Origin of the sequence: Xenorhabdus sp. BG5 (assembly GCF_015163665.1) — a bacterium.
Lineage (GTDB): Bacteria > Pseudomonadota > Gammaproteobacteria > Enterobacterales > Enterobacteriaceae > Xenorhabdus.
This window is the reverse complement of record NZ_JADEUG010000034.1, coordinates 1-25510: the sequence shown is the minus strand read 5'-3', so window position 1 is coordinate 25510 and position 25510 is coordinate 1. Positions and strand designations below refer to the sequence as shown.

Here is a 25510-nt window from a genome sequence, read left to right as displayed (position 1 = left end):
CGTTAGCGATCCACATCAGACATAACAAAATCGATACTGCCCAGATAAACGATAAGGTCAGAAACCAGACTACCGCGGATCACCGATGGAATTTGCTGCAAGTGAGCAAAACTTGGTGTACGGATACGGGTACGGTAGCTCATAGTGCTACCATCGCTGGTCAGGTAATAACTGTTGATACCCTTAGTCGCTTCGATCATCTGGAATGATTCATTGGCAGGCATGACCGGCCCCCATGACACTTGCAGGAAGTGGTTAATCATGGTTTCGATGTGCTGCAAAGTTCGCTCTCTCGGTGGTGGAGTGGTCAGTGGATGATCAGCCTTGAAGGGTCCTTCCGGCATATTTTTCAGGCACTGTTCAAGGATACGCAGACTCTGACGGATTTCTTCCACTTTCAGCATTACCCGGTCATAGCAATCACCGTTGTAGCCTGTTGGTACTTCAAAATCGAAATTTTCATAACCGGAATAAGGGCGCCATTTACGTACATCAAAACCAACGCCAGTGGCACGCAGCCCTGCACCGGTAACCCCCCAGTCCAAAGCCTGTTTGGCATTGTAGGCCGCAACCCCAACAGAGCGCCCTTTCAGGACACTGTTTTTCAATGCGGCTTTGACATAGGAATTCAAACGTTTTGGTAACCAGTTCAGTAATTCACGCAAGAGGTTATCCCAACCACGCGGCAAGTCATGGGCAACACCACCAATGCGGAACCATGCCGGATGCATACGGAACCCCGTAATCGCCTCAACGACATCGTAAACCTTCTGTCGGTCAGTAAAGGCAAAGAAGACGGGCGTCATCGCACCAACGTCCTGAATAAATGTACTGATATAAAGCAGATGACTATTAATGCGGAACAGTTCGGACAACATGACACGAATTGTTTTCACCCGATCGGGAACTTCAATACCGGCCAGCTTTTCGACCGCCAACACATAAGGCATTTCGTTAACACATCCCCCCAAATATTCGATGCGATCGGTATAAGGGATATAGCTGTGCCATGACTGACGTTCCCCCATCTTTTCGGCACCCCGATGGTGATAGCCGATATCGGGAACACAATCGACGATTTCTTCGCCATCAAGTTGCAGAATAATGCGGAATGCGCCATGAGCAGAAGGATGGTTTGGCCCGAGGTTAAGGAACATGAAATCTTCATTATCCGTACCCCGCTTCATACCCCACTCTTCGGGTTTGAAAGTCAGCGCTTCCATTTCCAGATCTTCTTTCTGCTTAGTCAAGACGAAAGGATCAAATTCCGTGGCGCGGGCAGAATATTCCTTGCGCAACGGATGACCTTCCCATGTCGGTGGCATCAAGATGCGACGCAAATTGGGATGACCGTTAAATGTGATGCCAAACATTTCCCACGTTTCACGTTCATACCAATTGGCATTTGGGAAAATTGACGTGACAGTAGGGATATTCAGGTCTTGTTCAGCGAGCGCGACTTTCAGCATGATGTCACGGTTACGCTCGATGGAAAGGAGATGATAAAACACCGAAAAGTCAGCCGCTGGCAAACCTTCTCGGTGAGAGCGCTGACGCTCATCGACACCATGCAAGTCAAACAACATAACATAAGGTTTGGGCAATTTTTTCAGGAACGTTATTACCTTCAGGAACTGTTCCCGCTTGACCCAAACAACTGGCATACCCGTGCGGGTCGGCTGGATGGTAAAGGCATCCGGGCCAAATTGACGATTAAGCTCGCTGACAACAGGATCATCAAGATGATCTCGTGTTGCCCAAGCAAGCCGGGCGCTTTCTTGCGCTATCTGATCTGTCATCATTCTTCACCACAACGCTTGATCAGGGTTTTTGTGATCGCAACACATTGCTCTGGTTACGCTATATGGCTAAAAGCCTTAAATTTCGTCTGGAGTACGCAGATTTTTCACTGCAATACGTTCACCGCGTTTCCTTTCTCTTTCTGATTGCATATTGGCGCGGTAAACCCCCTGATCGCCAACCACCCATGACAGTGGGCGTCGTTCTTTGCCTATAGACTCTTGCAACAGCAGCAGAGCCTGCATATAGGCTTCTGGGCGAGGAGGACAGCCAGGAATATAAACATCGACAGGGATAAACTTATCAACCCCTTGAACGACGGAGTAAATGTCGTACATACCCCCGGAGTTTGCACAGGCTCCCATTGAGATAACCCATTTCGGTTCCAGTAATTGGTCGTACAGGCGTTGAATGACAGGTGCCATTTTGACGAAACAGGTTCCAGAAATCACCATGAAATCAGCCTGACGGGGAGATGCTCGCAATACTTCTGCACCAAAACGTGCAACATCGTGGACAGCGGTAAAGGACGTCACCATTTCCACGTAGCAGCAAGAAAGCCCGAAGTTATAGGGCCACAGGGAATTTTTCCTCCCCCAATTCACCATATTATGCAGAGCATGTTCCAGTTTCCCCATATAGACACTTCGGTGAACATGTTGCTCCAAGGGGTCGCTAACAGTTTCCTGTTTTTGCAGGGGATAACGGTCATTCTCACCGTTCGGATCTATGCGGGTGAGCGTATAATCCATCTTTATGCCTCGCTATTACTGCATGTGACTGTTGTTGGTATGATTGCCAGTCGTGTTGATATAAGTATCAGCACTTGGTTTACTGACCTGACGTTTTGAACGTGCTGGTGTCCAATCCAACGCCCCAATACGCGCCAGGTAAACCAAACCTGCCAATAACACCAAAATGAAAATGCTTGCTTCGGCAAAGCCTAGCCAACCGCTCTCTTTGATTGAGACGGCCCATGCATACAGGTAAAGGACTTCAATGTCGAAGATAACAAAGAACATGGCAACCAGATAAAACTTCGCCGACAGACGCAAACGTGCACTGCCGACAGAATCGATACCTGATTCATAAGGGATGTGTTTTGCCCTGGCTTTCGCCCTGCCCCCCATGAAGTACCCACCCAGTAACATGAATGCGCACAAACCAAGAGCACCTATTAGAAAAATCGCGAATGCCCAGTGATGGGCTAAAATTCCAGTGGATGTAGACATACTCGTTGCTTACTCATCAAAAGTGGTGTCAAGGTGTCTGCTCTTTTTGCCGGCAGTGTTGCACCACATCGATTCATGGGAAGGGATAACAACCAAATCTGAAACAACGCTAATCAATGTATCTTATAGCTTGAATCGTCTTGGTTTTTATTCCTCTCAACAAAATTTGCCATAGCGGCAAAAGCACTTACATATTTATTTACAAACCACAAACCATTAGTTAACGGATTGTGCCGACATACCGCTAAAACGTGTCAGTCGTACAAAAAAACATCTTCCTAACATAACTAGTCTAACCGATAACTCGACTTTACTACACCATTATCGCAGGAAAAACCTGTCTTTCCACTGTACTGCCTGGGGTATTTTTATGATCAAGTGCACAGTTTCATTGAAAAATATTCAACACTTGAATGTAATTTATTCAATGATTAATAAATCGTTTCTAAAAAGAACGATTAAAGTGTGATAAGCGAGCTATTTCTGAAAATGGTTTTATTTTATCAAGTTAGGAAAATGAAATTTGTTAACAAAACAACATTCTCTTAACTAAAATTCGAAAGGTATAGGAAAATTAATAGGGTATATTTCTTGTTAGAAATATCAGAAATGGAAATGAAAACTTAGGAGGATTATTAATAAGTAATTGGCAACAGGCTAATATTTCCATAAATAAAATGGAAATATTAGCCTATAAAACACATAATACTTATTCGTCTATATTTTCAGCGGAGTTTTCATCAACTGTTTCAGTTGATTTGATGGGTTCAATAGTATCGATAGATTCATCCATTTCATCGGATTCATCGGATTCAACAGCTGTTACGGTATAAGGTGTTTTCTTATTTTCTATTGCATCAAAAACAGTCAAAACAGATTCGTTCTGTTCGTTACTATTACGATATAAGAAGAATTGGATTTCCGGCAGACGTGGTAATCCTTCAATTTCACCTAAAATTCTTAGGTCCGCATTCTGCATTTCCAGAGGGCGAGCAGTAATACCGACTTCTGCATTCACAGCCGCGCGAACAGCAGACAAGGAAGCAGCTTCATACGCAATACGCCATGAAATGCCTGCCATATCCAGCGTTTCCTGAGCGATCTGGCGGAAAGGATTAGTTTCATCCATCACAACCAACGGTACAGGTTCGTTTGTCTGCAATTGGAAATCTGGTGCACAGTGCCATAAAACAGGCGAAGAACGTAAGAGCGTTTTAGGATGGTGGTTGATTTTTGCTGTGGTTACTGCCAAATCAATCTCATGGTTATCCAACATGCTTTCGATAAATTGAGCACGCTTAATGCGCACATCAACAGCCACACGTGGATAGACAGAGGCAATACGGTTCAATAAGAAAGGAAGCAGTGTATCAACAGCGTCATCTGATACACCTATTCTCAATTCACCGTCTGCATCATTGTAGGTTAATGATGCGGTTGCATCGTCATTGGCACGCAGAATTTGGCGTGCGTAACCAAGAAGTTGAAGACCATGTTCGGTCAGAAGCTTATTGCGGCCGTGACGAGCAAACAACTCTCTCCCCACGAGATGTTCCAACCGCTGCATTTGCTGACTCACAGCTGACTGCGTTCTAGAAACAGCTGCCGCTGCTGCTGCAAAAGTATTTAAGTCAGCAACAGCAACAAAAGTTCTTAGCAGATCGAGATCGAGGTTTATTATCTGACGATTTGCATTTATCATTGTTTATTCATCACTTTTTTTTGATTTTAATTACTAACTAACCTGGTGTTTTTACTTCAGCAGTATCAAATAAAATAATACCGATTGTGACATTACTCTACTCTATTAAATAGGGCAAAGGTTTACTGCATTTTTTTACTATTTAAATCATCATGGGTTTTATTTTCTCCTTTCTTAACAAAATTTATGCAATCCCAAAATAAGCCAAAGATAAAACCCTATTTACATCACATAATCACGAATTTCCAGTACAAATATCCTTTTTCTGACTTGCTTCAAAGAATAACGTAATCTGAATTAGGAACACTTAACATTATCAGATAGTATTAGTATTTTTAATAAATTAACATTTTCATTGAATAGTCCCAAAGATGCTATGGGTAAAAACTCAAAAAATTTGTCAAAGTATCCTGTGATAAAAACCTAAATTAACTTTAGGTCAGTAAAGATAAATTATAAGAATACATTATACAAATCTTCTTACTTTTATTGACAATTGGGGATCCCTGAAAAAAACGACAAATGAAGCCAAAAACCTCGTCAAAATGTCATATCCTGTCTCTCCTGCCAACTAAAAACCCGTCATTATGCAAAATTTAATGACAATTTAACACACATAGTTGAAATAAAACACCAATAAAAGACAATAATTCAGAGAGCAAACTTATTCATTTATTCTTAAAACAACCATTTTAACCAAAGATATCAAAGCCTCTTCAAAATACAGACTGAGAAGAGTACATTGATCATCACACTTTTTATGCCGGGTAGTATCCATTTCGCCAAAGAGGTCAAGGCACCCTATGTTTTCCATTAATAAATCCAGTAAATTAGATAATGTCTGCTATGACATTCGAGGGAATACCCTCAAAGAAGCTAAGCGGCTCGAAGAAGAAGGTAATAAGGTACTGAAATTAAACATTGGTAATCCAGCACCATTCGGATTTGAAGCGCCTGATGAAATTTTAGTCGATGTTATCCGTAATCTGCCAACCGCCCAGGGTTACTCTGATTCAAAAGGGTTGTATTCAGCGCGTAAGGCCATCATGCAGCATTATCAAGCCAGAAATATGCTGGATGTTACCGTTGAAGATATCTTTATTGGTAATGGTGTTTCTGAACTTATCGTTCAATCCATGCAGGCCCTGTTGAATACCGGGGATGAAATGTTGGTTCCTGCGCCTGACTACCCTCTTTGGACTGCGGCAGTATCACTTTCCAGCGGCAATGCCGTCCACTATCTCTGTGATGAGCAACAGGGCTGGTTTCCTGACTTAGACGATATACGCCGTAAAATTACCCCACGTACCCGTGGTATCGTTATTATTAACCCGAATAACCCAACCGGCGCGGTATATAGCAAAGAGTTGTTGCTGGAAATAGTAGAAATCGCTCGCCAGCATAATCTGATTATCTTTGCTGACGAGATTTACGACAAAATCCTGTACGATGATGCCCAGCATCACTCCATTGCAGCACTCGCGCCTGATCTCTTTACTGTGACTTTTAATGGTCTGTCCAAAACCTATCGCGTTGCCGGTTTCCGTCAAGGCTGGATGGTCCTGAACGGCCCTAAAAAGCAGGCCAGGGATTATATTGAAGGATTAGAAATGCTGGCATCAATGCGCCTTTGTGCCAATGTGCCAATGCAACACGCAATCCAAACAGCATTAGGTGGTTATCAAAGCATCAGTGAATTTATTTTCCCCGGTGGCAGGCTCTATGAACAACGCAACCGTGCATGGGAACTGATTAACCAGATCCCTGGGATTTCCTGTGTGAAACCTATGGGTGCTCTCTATATGTTCCCGAAAATAGACACCAAACGTTTCAATATTTATGATGACCAAAAAATGGTACTCGATCTCTTACTACAGGAAAAAGTCTTACTGGTTCAAGGCACCGCATTTAACTGGCCAGATCCTGACCATTTCCGCATTGTTACACTGCCGCATGTCACTGACTTACAAATGGCAATTGACAAATTTGCCCGATTCATTGGTAACTATCGCCAATAACCATAATCTTTATCATTAAAGCCAATCCCATTAATATTAACAAATTAATGGGATGACTCTTCGCTGAGATAAATACTTATTTCTTACTTACCGCTATTTTTCCATAAACGAATTTTCCGTGCGTGAATATTCCCATCGTTTTTCAAGTTATCGATACTCCGCTCACAATTAATCATATTATTCCGCTACAATTTTGCTACAAATTAATCGGCTACAAGAGGAAATTATGAGTCATTTTTTCGCCCAATTATCCCGCCTAAAATTAATTAGCCGTTGGCCTCTTATGCGAAATGTGCGTACAGAAAATGTTTCAGAGCACAGTTTACAGGTTGCTTTTGTCGCACACGCTTTGGCAATAATCAAAAACCGTAAATTCAACGGCAATGTCAATCCTGAACGGATCGCCCTGCTGGCGATGTATCACGATGCCAGCGAAGTCATCACCGGTGATTTGCCAACGCCAATTAAGTACTACAATCCCCAAATTGCCCATGAATATAAGAAAATAGAAAAAATAGCCCAACAAAAATTATTGGATATGTTGCCGACTGAATTACAGGATGATTTTCGTACCATCCTGGATGAGCATCACCATAGTGAAGAAGAAATCCATATTATCAAGCAAGCTGATGCATTATGCGCTTACTTGAAATGCCTGGAGGAACACTCAGCAGGCAATACTGAGTTCAATCAAGCCAAAAAACGATTGGATAAGACACTGGCAGAACGTCGCAGTGAAGAAATGGATTATTTTATGGATGTGTTTGTACCGAGTTTCAGCCTCTCCCTTGATGAAATCAGCTTATAGATCATTATCCAGATATAATCATTTAGAGTTATAATTGTTACTTATAAAATCATCCAACAATATTAAACTATAATCATAACGCAGCTCCCTGCCATGCGGAGCTGCCCGATAAAAACATTAGAATGGAAAAAGTATTGGGATCACCGCGACACTAATCCCCATCACAATTAACGTAAAAGGCACGCCCAATTTCACGAAATCGGCAAACCGATATCCCCCTGGCCCCAGTACCAATGTATTAACGGGAGATGAAACCGGTGTCATAAATGCTGCCGAAGCCGCCACACCAATAATCATCGCAAAGGGCAAAGGAGAAACAGCCATCTCATTCGCTGCCGCAATCGCAATCGGGGCCATTAGCACAGCCGTCGCCGTGTTGGAAATAAACAATCCTATCATGGCACAAAGTACAAACAGGCACACCAACATCACCCGTGGCCCCATATTACCTGCGATATCCATCAATCCCCGAACTATGAGATCAATACCTCCCGTCTTCTGCAATGCCAGCGCAAAAGGCATCATGCCCACAATCAAAATAATGCTCGGCCAATGAATGGAACGATAAGCACTTTCCATATCAATACAGCGGAACTTCCCCATTAACAGGCAGGCGATTAACGCAGCAATAAAATTGGGAATTTCATTGGTCAACATCATAGCAACCATCAGGGCAAGGCAGAATAAGGCATGAGGAGCTTGTGAGGCAGCAGGAGCCGCACTTTCCACCTCAACAGGCAGATTTAGTACAATAAAATCAGGCGTTTTTGTTTTTAACGCGTGGATCAATTTCCAATCGCCAATCAACAGCAGGGTATCACCAAGCAACAAAGGTTCATCCACTAACTTCCCTTCTAACGCTTTCCCCCCGCGACGTATCCCCACAACATTGAGACCATAGCGTGTACGAAATTTCATATCACGCAATGATTGCCCCAAAAGTTCGGATTCAGGGAGCACTGAAACCTCAGCCATACCCACATTACGCGAGTGCTCGGAAAAATATTCCCCACGCAATACCATCGGTTCTAGCTGCTGCTCACGGCAAAACTCCCGCAAATCAATATCACTATCCGACATATCTACCAGCAAGACATCCTGTCTCTGCAATTCCATATCCCCCGTGGCAGCCACCATCACTCGACGGAATTTACGCCAACGCTCAATACCAATGACATTGGCGCCATAACGGGCGCGCAGCCCTAATTCATCCAATGTGTGTCCAACCAGAGGTGAACCTGGACGGATAGTCAGACGGCGAGCACGGCCCGACAATTTATAATCACGTATCAAACCACGAAATGTTCGATGATAACGCTCGTCCGCTGTCTGATGGGTTATTCCCCCTAGCCAGCGACGAGCAACGAGCATGTAAATTACGCCAGCCACCAACACTAATATGCCGATCGGTGTAATGGAGAAGAAATCAAAACCCCGCAGGCCTTCGCGCACCAGCTCACTATTGACGACCATATTGGGTGGCGTTGCTACCAAAGTCATCATGCCACTGATCAACCCGGCAAATCCCAATGGCATCATCAATCGCCCCGGAGAGGTTTTCATTCTGGCGGCCACGCTCAGGACAACAGGTATAAATATTGCCACGACTCCCGTAGAACTCATGAACGCCCCCAATCCGGCAACGGATAACATCAACCAAACCAACATCTTGGTTTCATTGTTACCCGCGACACGGACCAACCAGTCTCCCATCTGATAAGCAACCCCAGTTCTCACCAGCCCTTCGCCAATGACAAATAGGGCGGCAATCAGCAACACATTGGGATCACTAAAACCGACAGTGGCTTCACTTAACGTCAGTGTGCCACTCAAGACAAATGCGATGATCAGCAATAAAGCCACAACATCCATTCTGACTTTATTGGTGGTGAAAAGCACAATGGCTATCAATAGCAGGGTTAATACCCACAACAGTTCGCTACTCAATTTGGCCTCTATCAACGATACCTTTCAAATATGACTATCCGCACGACCAATCTGCCAATTAGCAGATTGGCTATATATCAAAAGCCTACAGGTACAAACGTTAACAAAGTCAGTAGACCATGTTTTTTAGAGAAAATCCCTCGTTATGATCAAGGAACCTCCCGATTTAGGATGCCTCAATCGGTATAAATCGATACGTAACCGCCAGATTTGACAATCTCAATATCTTCCAGATTATTAATCGTCAAATGAATTTCATTGCGGCGTGGAATATCCGGTGAATCGTGGACAACAACAACCTGACAACCCGCATCCAAGCCAGCATTTATTCCCGCAGCAGCATCTTCAAACACGACACACTCCTCCGGCAATAATCCCAGCTTTTTAGCCCCCAATAAGTAGGGTTCAGGGTTTGGTTTTCCATTTGTAACAGACTCGGCCGTCACCCAATGAGCAGGTTCCGGTAATTCCGCCACTTTATGACGCGCAGAAGCAAGAGGAACCGTCCCCGATGTCACAATGGCCCACGGAATATCCAGTGCGTTCAACTTATCAATCAAAGCCATGGCACCAGGCAAAGCTGTAATGCCTTCTGTATCTTCTGTTTCAATTTTTTCAATCCATTTGAAAGTATCGGTGATCTCTTGTTCACTCGCATCTGGCATAAAATGCCGGAGCGATAATATCGCCGGCGTGCCATGAACATAATTCAGCACTTCATCCCTATCGATACCCATCTTATCGGCAAACTGAATCCATGCTCGCTCAACCGCAGGCAATGAATCAATTAGCGTACCATCCAAATCGAATAAAAAACCTCTACATTTCAGAACCAAACCCGACTCCTTCAAATGTCATTATGTGTTAATCAGATACTTATCCCCTATATACGCATTAAACTTCAAATTGCAATTTACAACACGCATCTTGAAGTTAGATTGGTATAACACTGGGGATTAAATATCATCAAGAAAAGCGTTGTCCAATTGCTTAAAAGCCCGTTTAAGCAATTCAGCCAGTGAAAAGTAGGTCGGGACACTTTCCACTGGTGCCATTGCAATACCTGCCTGAGCAAATTTTTCCCGAATGTCATAAAACCAATGCAATAATTTTTCCGGTAATGGTGTCGCCGCACGTTTTCCCAGCCACCATAATCCCTGCAACGGCAGACTACAGGCAAACAGTGCCGTTGCCACCGATGGCCCCAATTGACCCCCCAGAGCGATTTGCCATGTCAAAGTAAAAATGGCCAATGGCGGCATAAACCGAATACCAAAGCGAGTTGCCTTAATTACACGATTTTCAGGAAAAACAGGCGCAAGTTGCTTTTCTAGTGGCCAGGTTTTCAAATATTGCTGTCCTAATTGCATACGCTTGAACCAACCCTGGCTAACAGGCGGTGTCGTGTTCATCATGACCTCAATCAATTAAAGGTATAGTTTTTAAAAAATCCCTACAAAAGATAAAATCTTTTTTGTAGTATTAATACTATTAAGTATATTTTGTCTTTATTGCTAGCAAACGGTATCCTACACAGACTTTTATGTTGTTGCAGTAGCAAAACAGGAATTTTGCCCTTTTTCGCAACAATTGGGTTCGGTTTGTTAACAAATTATTTTATTTTTAACATTGTTCTTCTTTAAGATTAGATCACAACAAGATTATAGGTATTTCCATGTCAAGTAAGCTGGTACTGGTTCTTAATTGCGGTAGCTCCTCCCTGAAATTCGCTATCATCGATCCTGCCAATGGGGAAGAATATCTTTCTGGTTTAGCTGAATGCTTTGGCCTGCCTGAAGCCCGTATTAAATGGAAAATGGATGGCGCAAAAAACGAAGCTGCTTTAGGTGCCGGCGCAGCACACAGCGAAGCACTGAATTTCATTGTTAATACTATCCTGGCTGGAAAACCAGAGCTTTCTGCACAAATCTCAGCCATCGGTCACCGCATTGTTCATGGTGGTGAGAAGTTCACTTCTTCCGTGGTTATCACCGATGAAGTTATCGCAGGCATTGAAGCGGCTATTCCATTCGCCCCCCTGCACAACCCAGCTCACCTGATCGGTATTGCTGAAGCGAAAAAAGCCTTCCCTCATTTGCTTGAGAAAAACATTGCCGTATTTGACACCGCATTCCACCAGACTATGCCTGAAGAAGCATACCTGTACGCACTGCCTTACAACCTGTACAAAGAGCATGGCATCCGTCGTTACGGTGCACATGGTACCAGCCATTTCTATGTTTCCCGTGAAGCAGCCAAGATGCTGAACAAATCCGTTGAAGAACTGAATGTCATCACTTGCCACCTGGGCAACGGGGGTTCTGTTTCTGCCATTGTCAACGGTCAGTGTGTTGATACTTCTATGGGCCTGACCCCACTGGAAGGTCTGGTCATGGGAACCCGCAGTGGTGATATCGATCCCGCTATCGTATTCCATCTGCACGATGCAATGGGTATGAGCATTGCTCAGATCAATACCCTGCTGACCAAAGAGTCTGGTTTCTTAGGTCTGACCGAAGTTACCAGCGATTGCCGTTATGTAGAAGACAACTACGAAACCAAAGCTGACGCTAAACGTGCTATGGATGTTTACTGCCACCGTCTGGCTAAATACATCGGCGCATACAGCGCATTGATGGAAGGCCGTCTGGATGCCATTATCTTCACAGGCGGCATCGGTGAAAATTCCGCGCTGGTTCGTGAACTGACCATGAAGAAAGTGGCTCTGCTGGGCTTCGAATATGATCACGAGCGTAACCTTGCTGCTCGCTTCGGCAAATCAGGCGTTATCACGACAGATAACAGCCGCCCTGCACTGGTTATTCCAACCAATGAAGAATTGGTTATTGCTCAGGATTCAGCACGTCTGACCGCATAATCAGACGATTTTAGAACCGCCAGCAATGCTGGCGGTTTTCACGAAGATATCGCACTGAGTCACATTTATTGACTAACGAGCAACCGTTAAAGAGGTTTCCGTGTCCCGTACAATTATGTTAATCCCTACTGACACCAGCGTTGGTTTAACCAGTGTCAGCCTGGGTGTTATTCGCTCTATGGAGCAAAAAGGCGTTCGCCTGAGCGTTTTCAAACCTATCGCACAACCACGTCACACAGGTTCTCAGGATCAAACCACGTCCATTATCCGTTCACATTCCAGCATCCATGCTGCTGAACCTCTGGATATGGCGTATGTGGAGTCACTGCTAAGTACTAACAAAAAAGACGTATTAATGGAAGAAATCGTGGCGCGTTACCACGAAAACACCAAAGATGCGGAAGTGGTTCTGCTCGAAGGTTTGGTTCCGACTCGCAAACATCCTTTTGCCCAATCCCTGAACTATGAAATCGCCAAGACACTGAACGCTGAAATCGTGTTCGTGACAGCCCTGGGGACCAATACTCCAGAGCAACTGAAAGAAAGAATTGAACTGAGCCGTGCTGAATACGGTGGCAGCAAGAACCAAAATATTATCGGTGTTATCGTCAATAAACTGAATGCTCCGGTTGATGACCAAGGCCGTACTCGCCCGGATTTATCCGAGATCTTTGACGAATCAACCAAAGCGACAATCACCAACGTCGATCAAAAAACTATCTTCAAAAACAGCCCTCTGCCTATTCTCGGTTGTATCCCGTGGAGTTTTGACCTGATCGCTACCCGTGCAATTGATATGGCTAAGCATCTGAAAGCTAACATCATCAATGAAGGGGCCATCGAAAGCCGTCGTATCAAATCCGTGACTTTCTGTGCTCGCAGCATTCCTAACATGCTGGAATACTTCCGTCCGGGTTCTCTGCTGGTGACTTCGGCTGACCGCCCTGACGTACTGATCACGGCATGTCTGGCAGCCATGAATGGTGTTGAAATTGGTGCCGTATTGCTGACCGGTGGTTACTCAATTGATGATTCTATCCGTGAACTGTGCGAACGTGCATTCAACACCGGCCTGCCTGTTTTCACTGTGAAAACCAATACATGGCAGACTTCCCTGAACCTGCAAAGTTTCAGTCTGGAAGTGCCCGCCGATGACCATGAGCGCATCGAAAAAGTACAAAACTACGTTGCACAACACATCAGCAGTGAGTGGATCGATTCTCTGGCAGCTGCATCAGAGCGCCCAAACCTGCTGTCTCCACCTGCATTCCGTTACCAGTTGACCGAACTGGCTCGTCAGGCTGGCAAGCGTATCGTGCTGCCGGAAGGCGACGAACCACGTACCGTCAAAGCAGCGGCTATCTGTGCTGAACGTGGCATTGCAGAATGTATCCTGCTGGGCGATCCAGAAGAAATTCGTCGTGTAGCAGCGGCTCAAGGCGTTGAACTGGGCGCAGGCATTGAGCTTGTTAACCCTGCATCCGTACGTGAACGCTATGTGCCACGTCTGGTTGAACTGCGTAAGAACAAAGGCATGACCGAAGTTGTTGCCCGCGAACAACTGGAAGACAACGTCGTTCTGGGCACCATGATGCTGGAACAAAGCGAAGTTGACGGTCTGGTTTCCGGTGCGGTACACACCACAGCGAACACCATTCGCCCACCATTGCAGTTAATTAAAACGGCACCAAATAGCTCTCTGGTTTCTTCTGTCTTCTTTATGTTGCTGCCAGAACAAGTGCTGGTTTACGGTGACTGTGCGATCAACCCAGATCCGACCGCAGAACAACTGTCCGAAATTGCAATCCAATCTGCGGATTCTGCAAAAGCATTTGGTATTGAGCCTCGCGTTGCGATGATCTCTTACTCCACCGGTAACTCTGGTGCAGGCAGCGACGTCGAAAAAGTGCGTGAAGCAACCCGTTTAGCACAAGAAAAACGCCCAGACCTGATCATCGACGGCCCATTGCAGTACGACGCGGCTATCATGGCGGATGTGGCGAAATCCAAGGCACCGAATTCGCCGGTTGCAGGCCAGGCCACCGTGTTCATCTTCCCAGACCTGAACACCGGTAATACCACTTACAAGGCGGTACAGCGTTCAGCAGATCTGGTCTCTATCGGACCAATGCTGCAAGGTATGCGTAAACCCGTTAACGACCTGTCCCGTGGCGCACTGGTTGATGATATCGTCTACACCGTTGCACTGACTGCAATTCAGGCAACCCAGCAAGAAAACGCGTAATTTTCTCGCTGCATAAACATAAGATAGCCCTATGCTGTTAGCGTGGGGCTATTTTTTGTCTGCTGATGATCAGCAATTCTTTTCAATGGTTCAGGGGGGGCAGAAACTTTCTGTTTATACACAATTTGCCTTAAAATAGTATTCTCCCCGCCAAAATCCCCATTTATCACTTTTGGCTGGTTCTAATACCATGCAACCTCCTTGATATCCAAACCCATATTGAAAGTAAACATCTCTCGCAGCAGGCTCTGGTATTAGTTTGACATTCCCATTTTTACCCAGTGTTTTTGATTTATTTACCGCATATTCCATTAGAAAAACCCCACTATTTCTAATGCCTATATGGGTGGCGAACTCTATAATAGAAGAAGGTTCTGTGACTTTTTCCTTGTTATTAGAAAATATCAACATACCAATTGGTGTTCCTTGAAAAAACATCACAAAGGAATAATGCTCTATTAAAGGTGAAACATCTGCAAAGTTACTTTCTAAGAGACAAGAGATGTGGGAAAGTATTCTATAGCTAGCCTTATACCTCGAATTCCATCGTTCTTGCTCCCGACTTAATTCACTGTTCTGATTGGCACTTATCAACCAATCAGCATTAATCATGTTCGTTCTTATTTGATTAGCAACACATAAAGCCTCTTGAAGCCCAACCTCTCTGATAGTGATAAAATTTTTAATATTAAATACCTTGGAAGACATATTTATTAAATTTGACTCACTACGCGTCAATGGTCCCGTTATATCTGGGTCCAAGATGCTAAAAAATTTTGATTCAAGTACCATGATCTATCTCCCAATAATATAAAAAAATATCTTCATAGGATCTGTTTAATTCAATTTACCATTTCATCCTGAATGCCCTGCCGTTCACGATTTTTCCGCATTCGCCACAAAATTTCCAATATCACAAACCACACTGGCGTACCATATAGTGCAATACGAGTGTCATAATCAAACACCATGATCACCACCGTAAAGACAAAAAATAGCAAAGTACACCATGTCATAGGAATGCCCATTGGCATTTTATAGATAGATTTTTTATGCAGATCAGGACATTTCTTGCGATAAGCCAGATAAGCAATCAGTATCATACACCAGCTATAAATCACCATGATGGCCGCCACAGTCGTAACAATAGTAAATAATTTCATGACATTGGGAATGATGAATAGCAAGAATACGCCACTTGCCATGCAAAGCACCGAAAATATCAAGCTAAAAATGGGAACGGCACTGTTGATTGAAAGTTGCCCAAATTTGCTGTGCGCCAGCTTTTCCGTGGACAAACCATAAAGCATACGGGTACAGGCATATAACCCACTGTTGGCCGAAGACATCGCCGAAGTCAGGGCAACAAAATTAATTACCGCTGCTGCTGCTGGCAACCCTGCCAATGCAAACAGCGTCACAAAGGGACTCACTTCCGATGAAATCTGTGGCCATGAGGTAACCGCGATGATGCACATCATGGAAAGCACGTAAAAGATAATGATTCGGATCGGAATACTGTTGATCGCTTTTGGCAAGATTTTCTCTGGCTCTTTAGTTTCAGCCGTCACGGTGCCAACCAACTCAATGCCAGTAAAAGAGAAAATGGCAATCTGAAAACCCGCCAGAAATCCCAATACGCCATTGGGCAGGAAGACTTCGGGCTCCGTCAAATGGCTTATAGACGCGGTCACACCATTGGGAGAAGTCCAGCCAACAAAAACCATGCCAATGCCAACGATAATTAAAGCGACTATCGTCACCACCTTAATCATGGCAAACCAGAATTCCGTTTCACCAAACAGCCGTACTGAGAAGAAATTACTCAAGCACATCAATGCCAAAATAAACAGAGCCGTTAACCAAAGCCAACTGTCTGGGAACCAATACTGGATATAGCCACCACACACTACCACATCGGCGATGCAACTGACGATCCAGCTCATCCAATAAGTCCATCCCAGAAAATAGCTGGCCTTGTCCCCAAGATAATCCGCGACAAAATCAGCAAACGTCCTGTAATCCAATTTGGTGAGCAACAGTTCGCCCATTGCCCGCATGACCATAAAAGCAAAAAAACCAATCAAAAGATAAGTCAGGATAATTGAAGTCCCTGATACTGCAATGGTTTTCCCTGCCCCCATAAACAACCCTGTACCAATGGCACCGCCAATTGCGATCAACTGAACATGGCGCTTACCCAATCCACGGTGAAGTTTTTGCTCACCGGCAGATTGTTCCACCGGTGTTTTTAATGATCTCGTCATCAATAACCTCTACGGCTTGTTGTTTTATGAATTGATTAGGTTAATTTTTCTAACAACATTTCTCTAACAACAATCCTGCTCGTAGCCCAACAGCAACATGAGCGTTAGGAAACAGGATAAAGTTTGCAGGCGATTCGATCTTCCAGGATTGATGTTGTTGGTGGGCGATTTCAAAACCTTGCGGTAATTCAGTAAAGTTTTTCGTATCCTCTGGAATATTGAGCTGAAAACCATCATGTTGTTTGATAATTGCATCAACCACACGATAGTGTTTAAGCGCCGGTTTAACGCGTTTACCTGAAGGCAAACCGGCAATCAAATCCTGCAAGGCTGTAGTAATATTACTGAACCTGGTCAAATTGTTTTGTCCAAAAGGCAGTGCCTTACCGATTTCCAGCGTGCAACTATCCACGTTGAAATATTCGCTGGTAAAGTGACTGAACGTCCCCCCTGCTGTGTTATGAAATACCAAGGCATCGAGATCACTATTTTCCAGCCATTGTAAAAAATCCACAGCATATTCACGTGCCTGGTATGGCAATAGGGCGAACTGTTCATGGCAGGAACCTCGGATTGCAGTGTGAAGATCAAAGTGCTGATATTGCGTTGATGCCATCACCGCAGGTTCATGAAAAAATCGTTGGATAACAGATTCCAACTCCATGGCACGCTTCGATTCATTCCCCAAAGGAAAATGTTGATAACGGCCACCAAACATGCGGTTGAGATCATGATCAATATATCGTTGCCCTGCCCGCATGGCGGGTAAATTGCCAAATACCAGCAGAAGATTATGTTGCAATGGCAATTTTCCCTGAGCCAGTTGTGATAATAACTGGATAAGTATTTCTATCGGTGCCGTTTCATTGCCATGAATTCCGGCGGAGATAATCAACGTATCGACAGATTTTTCTTGTGAAGAGGTCCCTTTTACTTGTGGTCGTTTTTGCGGTAATAACTGTAATACCCCTTCCGCTAGCCATGATGACTGAATCGTTGGCGGAAAAACCAGGTTATTTTCGATCTTGTTTTCAAGCCATTTATTTTCAAGCCATTTATTTTCAAGTAATAAAGTCAGTAAATCCATTTCATCTCCTGATTAATTCTGAAACTCATAAATCGAACCCAACTTAAGGATCTGCGTTAGTTCATCAAGGGCAGAATAGACCTCCCTCAATAGCTGCGGATCAGCAAGATCAGCCGCATACAGGGAATCCCGATAATGGCGCTCAACCCATGCTGTCAGACGTTGATACAGTTTTGGTGTCATCAAAGTAGCTGGATTGACGGCTGCCAACTCTTGTTCGTTCAAAACAACCCTGAGCCGCAAACAAGCCGGCCCACCGCCATTACGCATACTTTCCCGCAAGTCAAAAAAGTGGAGCTTATTGATGGGGGAATTTCCTTTTGCAATCAACTCTTGCAAGTAAGCTGAGACATGGTGATTTTGGCGGCACTCTTCCGGTAAAATCAGCATCATGTTGCCATCCGGCTGGCTCAACAGCTGGCTGTTAAACAAGTAAGATTCGACCGCATCCTGAAGAGTGACTTGCTCCATAGGCACTTCAATCGCCACCAAGTTGTGCCCAAGCCGCGCCATTTTTTCCCCCAACTCGGTCAATACTGATTGCTGATTTAAAAAAGCCTGCTGGTGATGAAAAAGAACATGACGGTTGCTCACTGAAATGACATCGTTATGAAACACACCACTATCAATGGCTGCGGGATTTTGTTGGGCAAATACCGTTTTGGAGTCCTCTAATTGATGCAGGCGGGCGATTGCCTGGCTAGCTTCCAGTGTCTGCCGGGCGGGATAGCGCTTAGGTACAATCCCTTCCTGCAATACCTTACGTCCATAAACAAATAACTGCACACCGGCTTCATCATATTCGCCGCAAAAACGGTTGTGGTTTGCCGCACCTTCATCTCCCCAATCCACATGTTGGGGCAGAGGATCATGATGGACAAAATAGTCTTGCGCTGGGAAAGTTGCTTTCAGAGCACGTGAAGTCGTGGTGCTTTCCAGCGAACGATGCAGCTTGTTATTTAAATTTGCTACCGTGAAGTGGACACGTTGATCCGCACTATCTGCTGAAGGAGAAACCGTTGCCGCATTTGCTGTCCACATGGAAGAGGCTGAACTGAGGTTAGACAGTAACAACGGAGAATATTGTGCGGCTTTATTCAATACCTGTTCGTCACTGCCGGTAAACCCTAGCTGTCGTAATACGGGCAGGTTAGGACGCTGTTGCGGGGGCAAAACCCCCTGTACTAACCCCATATCGGACAACGCTTTCATTTTCATCAATCCCTGAAGTGCAGCTTTACGAGGATTAGATTCTTTCCCCTGATGATTGATGGACGCTTTATTCCCCGTTGACAGGCCAGCGTAATGGTGTGTCATGCCTATCAAACCATCAAAATTTGCTTCAACGCCTGACATAACCACCTCTGACATCCGATTGATTGATGAAAAAATTAAGCCCTGGTGCCGGTGTTTCAGGCAACACTAAATTTTCCGTCGCCAGGGAAGCCATCGGCCAGGCACAATAATCCGCGGCATAATAAGCACTGGGGCGGTGATTACCGGAAGCCCCAATACCACCAAACGGTGCCTTGCTGGATGCGCCTGTCAGCGGCTTATTCCAGTTCACAATCCCCGCTCTCGCCGCTTGCCGTAACTTCTCAAACAGGCAGGCGTCAGGAGAAATTAGCCCCGTTGCCAGCCCAAATCGGGTATCATTTGCCATTGAGATGGCTTCATCGAAAGTGGTATAGCGCTTCACTGTTAACAGAGGTCCAAAATATTCTTCGTCAGGAATATCGTTGACATTGGTGAGATCAATGATGCCGGGTGTCATAAAGGTCGAAAGCGGATCAGACTGAGTTAAGGTGAGCAAAGATCTCCCCCCCAGAGCCAATAACTTATTCTGAGCGTCCAGCAAACTCTCCACCGCCGCTAAAGAGATGACGCCGCCGATAAAAGGCTGAGGATCAGCATTCCAATGACCAGGCACAATCTGGCCTGCGGCATCAGCTAATCGTTGGATCAACGCATCGCCCTTCTCTCCTTGCTTCACCAACAACCTACGGGCACAAGTGCAACGCTGCCCTGCGGAGATAAAGGCCGACTGGATAACCGTGTAAACCGCAGCGTCAATATCATCATAATCGTCTACAATCAGGGCATTGTTGCCGCCCATCTCCAGAGCCAGCATTTTTTCTGGCTGACCTGCCAATAGGCGATGGAAGTGAAACCCCGTTGCCGCACTGCCTGTAAACAGCACACCATCAATTTCGTGATTATCCAACAAGGCACCGCCAGTTTCTTTGCCTCCCTGAACCAAATTCAATACCCCTACAGGCAATCCCGCTTTAATCCACAACTCCATGGTTTTTTCCGCCGTTAGCGGCGTCAATTCGCTGGGCTTGAACACCAATGTATTACCGGCAATAAGCGCAGGGATAATATGTCCATTCGGTAAATGTCCCGGAAAATTATAAGGGCCGAAGATAGCCATCACTCCGTGGGGACGATGCTGTAATATCGCTTTTCCGTCTGGCATCGGAGTTTCGGAATACCCCGTTCGCTGTTCCCACGCTTCAATCGAAATGGCGATCTTGCCTATCATAGATTGGACTTCTGTCCGTGTTTCCCACAAAGGCTTACTGGTTTCCTCACTGATCACCTGCGCCATTTTTTCTTTTTCTTGAGTCAGCAAATCAGCAAATGTCTGAATAATCGCAATCCGTTTTTCAACCGCCAATCCAGACCAGGCAGGAAATGCTTTGCGGGCGGATTGGCAGGCTTCAACTACCTGGTGCTCAGAAGCCCCGTTCGCCTGCCATAAGACCCGCTGATCTACAGGAGAATATTTAATAACAGGCAGGCCTTTCCCTGCTATCCACTCACCGCCAATGTAATTTGCTTGATGATTCATTGTGAAATTCCTCAATTGCAACAGCGCTTAATGACAACGTTTTTAATTGTGAAAATCGCTAATTGTGAAAACCGCTAAGAGAAAAGAGAAACGAAGCGTACCGGATCGCCATCATCCACATGCAGTACCGCCATTTCGGCGGAGGTAAGCAGCAATTCATCGCTATCCAAAGATTCAGAAACAGACAACAGGAGTGCTTTAAACGCCTGAAAATTTAGGTTAGAGACAATGCACTGTACGCCGCCCTGCGATCGGGAAACCTGGTCATTTCTTTTAACATGCACAAGCCGGCTGGCTCTGATTGTCCGTACATTGTCAATCTCGGCATCCAGAATAGCGCCCGCATCAAAAATATCGACCGCATCGTGATAAGCAAATCCCTCTTTTTCCAAAATAGCGCGGGCAGGCAACGTATTTTCATGTACCTGACCGATGGTCTGGCGTGCGTCTTCGGGTAACAAAGGGACATAAATGGGATGAAATGGCATCAACTCTGCAATAAACGTTTTGGAGCCAATGCCCGTCAAGTAGTCAGCTTCAGCAAAGGGGACATTAAAGAAATGTTTCCCCAGAGCATCCCAGAATGGCGATTCACCTTGTTGATTCGCAACGCCACGCATTTCCGCAAAAATGTATTGCGGGAAGAAAGGCCTGAATGCAGCAATAAACAAAAAGCGGCTGCGGGAAAGAAAAACACCATTGCCTCCCCCGTGATAAGCGGGATCAAGGAATAACGTACACAATTCAGTGCATCCGGTATAATCCTGCCCGACAATTAGCGTTTCAAATGTGTTATAGACACCCAATTCGCGGGAAGCTCGCACAGATCGATGTACGCGAAAATTGTAAAAAGGTTCCTCCAGCCCAACTGCCACTTCCAGCGCACTGACACCAACAACACGATGCTTTTCCGTATCTTCCAAGGTAAATAAAAATCCTTGTTGTGCTCGTCCCTTTGCATCGTTGAAAGAATCAATACTGCGTGAAATCCGTGACGTCAGATATTCCTGATTATTGGGTAATGTCGTCAGGCCAATTCCTGCACGGGACGAAAGATTGAGGATATCCCCTAAATCTTCATATTGAACGGGTCTAAATAGCATCATGATATCACCTCAAATCGGCTTTATTCCTGAACAAATCGCTTGAGGGCGCTTTCAAGGCGGATGAAACCGTCATTGATATCCTGCTGTTCAATATTTAACGCAGGAGCAAAACGCAACACATTGGGACCGGCTATCAAAGCAATCAATCCCTCTTCCACAGCGATATTAGTCAGGGTTTTCGCTTTGCCCTGATATTTTTCAACCAACTCAGCGCCCAACAATAACCCTTTGCCGCGCAACTCACTGAATACCTGATAACGTTGATTAAGCTCAGACATCCGTCTCATAAATTCATGGTGACGCTCTTGTACTCCAGCAAGAAACTTTGGTTGGTTCACCAACTCGACGACTTTGTTAGCAACGGCTGCCGCCAGCGGATTTCCACCAAATGTTGTACCGTGTGATCCCGGCTGGAAAACCTCTGCGATATGTTGCCTGACCAACATAGCACCAATCGGGAATCCCCCACCCAGCCCTTTGGCACTGGTCAAGATATCCGGTTCTACCCCAACCCCTTCGTAGGCATACAAATACCCGGTGCGACCAATACCCGTTTGGATTTCGTCAAAAATCAGCAACGCTTGATATTGATCACATAACTCCCGTAATACTTTTAAAAATGCGGGCTCAGCAGGGATCACCCCACCTTCCCCAATGATCGGTTCAACAATCACAGCACAGGTTTTTTCTGATATATGGGCCTTAATAGCATTGATATCATTAAATGGCAGGTGAGTAATTTGCTGCGGCAATGGGGCAAAATCTTGAGAATATTTAGGTTGCCCTCCGACAGCCACAGTAAATAATGTTCTGCCATGGAAGGAGTTCTCAAATGAAATAATTTCGTTCTTATGATTTCCATATTTATCCAGCGCATATTTTCTGGCAATTTTTAATGCGGCTTCATTTGCTTCTGCTCCAGAATTACAGAAAAAAACCTTATCTGCGAATGTATTTTCAACCAGAGATTTCGCCAGTTTTAAAACAGGTTCATTTGTATAGCCATTACCAATATGCCATATATTTTCCATTTGAAAATTTAATGCATTCTTTAATTCATCATTGGCATGTCCAAGTGAATTCACCGCAATTCCACCTGCAAAATCAACATATTCCTTACCACTCTGGTCCCAGACACGCGAGCCTTTAGCGACGATTGGGATAAATTTTGCAGGTGAAAAACAGGGAACCATATACTGGTCAAACCAATTTCTTTGAATCGTGTTCAACATTTGTGTTTCCTCACATGATTAAAATATAAAAAAATAAAGAATCATTTTATATACGCATTAAACTTCAAGTTGCAATTTACAACGCTCTATGAAACCTGATCTCTCCCCCGCTTCGCGGGGAGAGCTCACACGCATCTTGAAGTGAGATTGATATATATTATTAAATTTAACCTTTAATGATGGGGCTTATTTAAATTATCAATTCATTGTTTCGATAAGTTCTCAATGACATTATTACAAGATTCTTTTTGATCTTGTTTGTTCATGAATTGACCTCATAATCCCCCTGGGATTTAACAAAGTCAACACAACAAAGTCACAATTAATTTACTTTATGATGTTTTTCACAATTTATAAAATGCTTTTATTTTCGATTTATGCACTGTTTATGCATAAAAAAATAAATAAAAAGCAGTATAGAATTGAAGATAATGACAATGAGGTATTATTGTTAGATAATTATTCAATAATTATGGTTATAAGATATGCCGATAAACTAAAAATGTATTTGCAATTAAAAATTTTTTATTAAAAAGATATATTCTTTCTAATAATCAAAGTGTTATAATGAAATTCATTTTTATGCCTTACCGTGAAATTCAACCTAGGTTCTTCACCAGCCCCACTATTTTTATGCTCTCCAAAAATAATTTGTTACCCACTTTCGATATAAATCCACGAAAAGCTGATTGGAACACATTGTATATATTGAAAAATATCATTACAACACCTTTGGAGTTATGAACCAAAAGATGTAAATATTCATGTTAGTGAAAAAGAAACAACTATTGAAAACTTGATTGAATATGTTTTTCAGTTAATTTCTACTAAATGTCCTAACCTCAGCAATTTGGCAACAGAGTTGTATATCTTTGAAGGTTTCACTAAAGGTTTTTTATATGTTTGAGAAGAAAATAGAAAATAAGTTTACTTTTAATTATCAATTAAATTAATATCAGATTAATAAAAGAAAGCCACTTAATTAAGCCGCTTTCTTAATTTTTTGAAGTATTGAATTATTTATTCAAAAAGAATAAAGTTGTTTTAGTTATACTTCATTACCAAGGTTTACCATCTATAAATACTTTAGTTTTCGCTTCATCACCATAAAAATGTATATTTTTCATATCTTCAGATCCATTTGTTGTAACATATATGTTCCCCCCACTATTATTTGCATGAATTTCAGGACCCTTTAAATTACGCAAATTAACACCAACACCGTCTTCACTACTTGCTAATCGAATTCTATCATCAGCATACATACCACCTAAATCTTTAACATTGATTGAAAATTCAGGTTTGGCTCCTTCACCTTCAATAAAGCGAGTCATTTTAGGATCTTTCATATGTGGCGCTATAGTTCCGGTCACTGCAATAATGACGGGGGCTTTAACTATGCCATTTATTTCTAAAGCCCTACTCATAAGAGAAACCCCTTTAGGACCATTACTTATTCCAGGTTTAAGCTCTAAACCTTTTTCACCAACAGTAATTTGGCCTTTGGCTATTTCTAAAGTAAGCAGATCTTTTTTATTAAATGTAGGTTTACCTGTAGTAATAGTAAAATCATTGTTATTAATAAAACTAGCTCCATTAATCATAACACCATTAGGGTTAGCTATAATAACTCTAGCTTTATCCCCAACTACCTCTAATGCACCTAAAAGTTGAGACTGATTACCACCAACCACCTCATTAACAATTAATTCTGCGGTCCTATTTTTAAGATTAGGGTTTTTATCTAATTGGCCTGCTAATTCAGAAATTGTTTGATTTAGTGAATTATTTAAAACTAAACCTTGGCCTCCAATATTAAATTCTTTATAGATATTTCTAGACATTCTAGAAAGAGTAGGAGTGGCTATATTAACAACTGGTACGTTGTTAACATTTTGAATTTGAGTATTAGAATCATTAGGAACTATTGGATTGGCGAAAGCTGAGTTGATAAAAACAAATAAAGATGCAAGAGAAAATGAAGTTAATTTCATAACATAGGTAGTATTTTTAAATATAGTCATAATTCAATCTTCTTTAAGTTGATAATCTCATTTTTTAAATTGACATTAATATTATCTTGAAAAATGAGAAATTGTTTTGATAAAATTTAAACTGATTTAATAAATTTTGTTACAATAGAAATTAGTTCAAGATCTCCCTCATTTTTAAAAAGAGAGCTTCTTCTGTATCTACAAGTAATTCCATAAACTCTACAGATGTATCTACAGATATACCTCTATCTAGATAGTCTCTTCTAATCCTATCGGTTATTAAAGAAAAGCCTAAAAATTTCATTTTATTAACGAGATTAGTTTCATTCTTTGTAATCAT

The 25510-nt window shown here is 43.4% G+C and carries 20 protein-coding genes; 4 read left to right on the top strand and 16 right to left on the bottom strand.

The annotated features are described in order from the left end of the window. Window positions 1–2: 2 nt before the first annotated feature. The 4 genes from nuoC to hexA all read right to left on the bottom strand — a co-directional run bounded on the left by nuoC (window position 3) and on the right by hexA (window position 4734). On the bottom strand, window positions 3–1802 hold the full coding sequence (gene nuoC / locus IQ209_RS15100; protein ID WP_193852066.1) for an NADH-quinone oxidoreductase subunit C/D: 1800 nt from the start codon (window positions 1800–1802) through the stop codon (window positions 3–5). A gap of 75 nt (window positions 1803–1877) precedes the next feature. Then, complete coding sequence (locus tag IQ209_RS15095; protein WP_047769419.1) at window positions 1878–2552, bottom strand: NADH-quinone oxidoreductase subunit B family protein; 675 nt, start codon at window positions 2550–2552, stop codon at window positions 1878–1880. A 15-nt stretch (window positions 2553–2567) separates the two neighbouring features. After that, window positions 2568–3032, bottom strand: coding sequence for an NADH-quinone oxidoreductase subunit A (locus IQ209_RS15090; RefSeq protein WP_193852065.1), 465 nt, complete (start codon window positions 3030–3032; stop codon window positions 2568–2570). 709 nt (window positions 3033–3741) lie between these two features. Next, window positions 3742–4734, bottom strand: coding sequence for a transcriptional regulator HexA (hexA, locus tag IQ209_RS15085; protein ID WP_189759303.1), 993 nt, complete (start codon window positions 4732–4734; stop codon window positions 3742–3744). An 803-nt stretch (window positions 4735–5537) separates the two neighbouring features. Between hexA and IQ209_RS15080 the strand changes: the two genes are divergently transcribed. After that, on the top strand, window positions 5538–6752 hold the full coding sequence (locus IQ209_RS15080) for a pyridoxal phosphate-dependent aminotransferase (protein ID WP_193852064.1): 1215 nt from the start codon (window positions 5538–5540) through the stop codon (window positions 6750–6752). A gap of 226 nt (window positions 6753–6978) precedes the next feature. Beyond that, window positions 6979–7560 carry a 5'-deoxynucleotidase gene (gene yfbR / locus IQ209_RS15075; RefSeq protein WP_193852063.1) on the top strand — a complete coding sequence of 194 codons (582 nt, stop codon included), beginning with the start codon at window positions 6979–6981 and terminating at the stop codon, window positions 7558–7560. Between the two features lie 117 nt (window positions 7561–7677). Here yfbR and IQ209_RS15070 read toward each other — a convergent pair whose 3' ends face one another. The 3 genes from IQ209_RS15070 to yfbV all read right to left on the bottom strand — a co-directional run bounded on the left by IQ209_RS15070 (window position 7678) and on the right by yfbV (window position 10919). Then, window positions 7678–9507: an SLC13 family permease gene (locus tag IQ209_RS15070; protein ID WP_193852062.1), complete on the bottom strand. Its 1830-nt coding sequence runs from the start codon at window positions 9505–9507 to the stop codon at window positions 7678–7680. Between the two features lie 176 nt (window positions 9508–9683). Beyond that, complete coding sequence (locus IQ209_RS15065) at window positions 9684–10343, bottom strand: sugar phosphatase (RefSeq protein WP_304952577.1); 660 nt, start codon at window positions 10341–10343, stop codon at window positions 9684–9686. A gap of 120 nt (window positions 10344–10463) precedes the next feature. Beyond that, window positions 10464–10919 (bottom strand): terminus macrodomain insulation protein YfbV, encoded by a 456-nt coding sequence (gene yfbV, locus IQ209_RS15060; protein WP_193852061.1) that lies wholly within the window; start codon window positions 10917–10919, stop codon window positions 10464–10466. Between the two features lie 263 nt (window positions 10920–11182). On the opposite strand from yfbV, the gene ackA reads away from it, so the two are divergent. Further along, a complete protein-coding gene (gene ackA / locus IQ209_RS15055) occupies window positions 11183–12385 on the top strand; it encodes an acetate kinase (protein ID WP_193852060.1) in 1203 nt (400 codons plus the stop codon). A gap of 100 nt (window positions 12386–12485) precedes the next feature. After that, a complete protein-coding gene (gene pta / locus IQ209_RS15050; RefSeq protein WP_193852059.1) occupies window positions 12486–14630 on the top strand; it encodes a phosphate acetyltransferase in 2145 nt (714 codons plus the stop codon). Window positions 14631–14744: 114 nt separating this feature from the next. On the opposite strand, the gene IQ209_RS15045 is transcribed toward pta, so the two are convergent. The 9 genes from IQ209_RS15045 to IQ209_RS18400 all read right to left on the bottom strand — a co-directional run. After that, on the bottom strand, window positions 14745–15422 hold the full coding sequence (locus IQ209_RS15045) for a hypothetical protein (protein ID WP_193852058.1): 678 nt from the start codon (window positions 15420–15422) through the stop codon (window positions 14745–14747). Between the two features lie 50 nt (window positions 15423–15472). Continuing rightward, a complete protein-coding gene (locus IQ209_RS15040) occupies window positions 15473–16897 on the bottom strand; it encodes an amino acid permease (RefSeq protein WP_193852057.1) in 1425 nt (474 codons plus the stop codon). A gap of 49 nt (window positions 16898–16946) precedes the next feature. Next, window positions 16947–17984, bottom strand: a complete 1038-nt coding sequence (astE, locus tag IQ209_RS15035; RefSeq protein WP_193852056.1) for a succinylglutamate desuccinylase — start codon at window positions 17982–17984, stop codon at window positions 16947–16949. Window positions 17985–17996: 12 nt separating this feature from the next. After that, window positions 17997–19340 (bottom strand): N-succinylarginine dihydrolase, encoded by a 1344-nt coding sequence (gene astB / locus IQ209_RS15030; protein WP_193852055.1) that lies wholly within the window; start codon window positions 19338–19340, stop codon window positions 17997–17999. Continuing rightward, window positions 19327–20838, bottom strand: coding sequence for a succinylglutamate-semialdehyde dehydrogenase (gene astD / locus IQ209_RS15025; protein WP_193852054.1), 1512 nt, complete (start codon window positions 20836–20838; stop codon window positions 19327–19329). Before astD ends, astB begins: the two co-directional genes overlap by 14 nt. A gap of 74 nt (window positions 20839–20912) precedes the next feature. After that, complete coding sequence (gene astA, locus IQ209_RS15020) at window positions 20913–21941, bottom strand: arginine N-succinyltransferase (protein ID WP_370588427.1); 1029 nt, start codon at window positions 21939–21941, stop codon at window positions 20913–20915. A gap of 23 nt (window positions 21942–21964) precedes the next feature. Further along, a complete protein-coding gene (locus IQ209_RS15015) occupies window positions 21965–23176 on the bottom strand; it encodes an aspartate aminotransferase family protein (protein ID WP_193852052.1) in 1212 nt (403 codons plus the stop codon). Between the two features lie 1058 nt (window positions 23177–24234). Beyond that, a complete protein-coding gene (locus IQ209_RS15010) occupies window positions 24235–25200 on the bottom strand; it encodes a filamentous hemagglutinin N-terminal domain-containing protein (protein WP_193852051.1) in 966 nt (321 codons plus the stop codon). Between the two features lie 121 nt (window positions 25201–25321). Beyond that, window positions 25322–25510: hypothetical protein (locus IQ209_RS18400; RefSeq protein WP_228005907.1), on the bottom strand; the 189-nt coding region annotated here is incomplete at its 5' end.

Coding starts and splice junctions, on each gene's coding strand:
- IQ209_RS15080 (WP_193852064.1), top strand. CDS start 5,538: ATGTTTTCCATTAATAAATCCAGTAAATTAGATAATGTCTGCTATGAC.
- astA (WP_370588427.1), bottom strand. CDS start 21,941: ATGCTATTTAGACCCGTTCAATATGAAGATTTAGGGGATATCCTCAAT.
- IQ209_RS15090 (WP_193852065.1), bottom strand. CDS start 3,032: ATGTCTACATCCACTGGAATTTTAGCCCATCACTGGGCATTCGCGATT.
- hexA (WP_189759303.1), bottom strand. CDS start 4,734: ATGATAAATGCAAATCGTCAGATAATAAACCTCGATCTCGATCTGCTA.
- IQ209_RS15095 (WP_047769419.1), bottom strand. CDS start 2,552: ATGGATTATACGCTCACCCGCATAGATCCGAACGGTGAGAATGACCGT.
- astE (WP_193852056.1), bottom strand. CDS start 17,984: ATGGATTTACTGACTTTATTACTTGAAAATAAATGGCTTGAAAATAAA.
- IQ209_RS15045 (WP_193852058.1), bottom strand. CDS start 15,422: ATGGTACTTGAATCAAAATTTTTTAGCATCTTGGACCCAGATATAACG.
- yfbR (WP_193852063.1), top strand. CDS start 6,979: ATGAGTCATTTTTTCGCCCAATTATCCCGCCTAAAATTAATTAGCCGT.
- astD (WP_193852054.1), bottom strand. CDS start 20,838: ATGAATCATCAAGCAAATTACATTGGCGGTGAGTGGATAGCAGGGAAA.
- IQ209_RS15010 (WP_193852051.1), bottom strand. CDS start 25,200: ATGACTATATTTAAAAATACTACCTATGTTATGAAATTAACTTCATTT.
- yfbV (WP_193852061.1), bottom strand. CDS start 10,919: ATGAACACGACACCGCCTGTTAGCCAGGGTTGGTTCAAGCGTATGCAA.
- nuoC (WP_193852066.1), bottom strand. CDS start 1,802: ATGATGACAGATCAGATAGCGCAAGAAAGCGCCCGGCTTGCTTGGGCA.
- IQ209_RS15015 (WP_193852052.1), bottom strand. CDS start 23,176: ATGTTGAACACGATTCAAAGAAATTGGTTTGACCAGTATATGGTTCCC.
- IQ209_RS15040 (WP_193852057.1), bottom strand. CDS start 16,897: ATGACGAGATCATTAAAAACACCGGTGGAACAATCTGCCGGTGAGCAA.
- ackA (WP_193852060.1), top strand. CDS start 11,183: ATGTCAAGTAAGCTGGTACTGGTTCTTAATTGCGGTAGCTCCTCCCTG.
- astB (WP_193852055.1), bottom strand. CDS start 19,340: ATGTCAGGCGTTGAAGCAAATTTTGATGGTTTGATAGGCATGACACAC.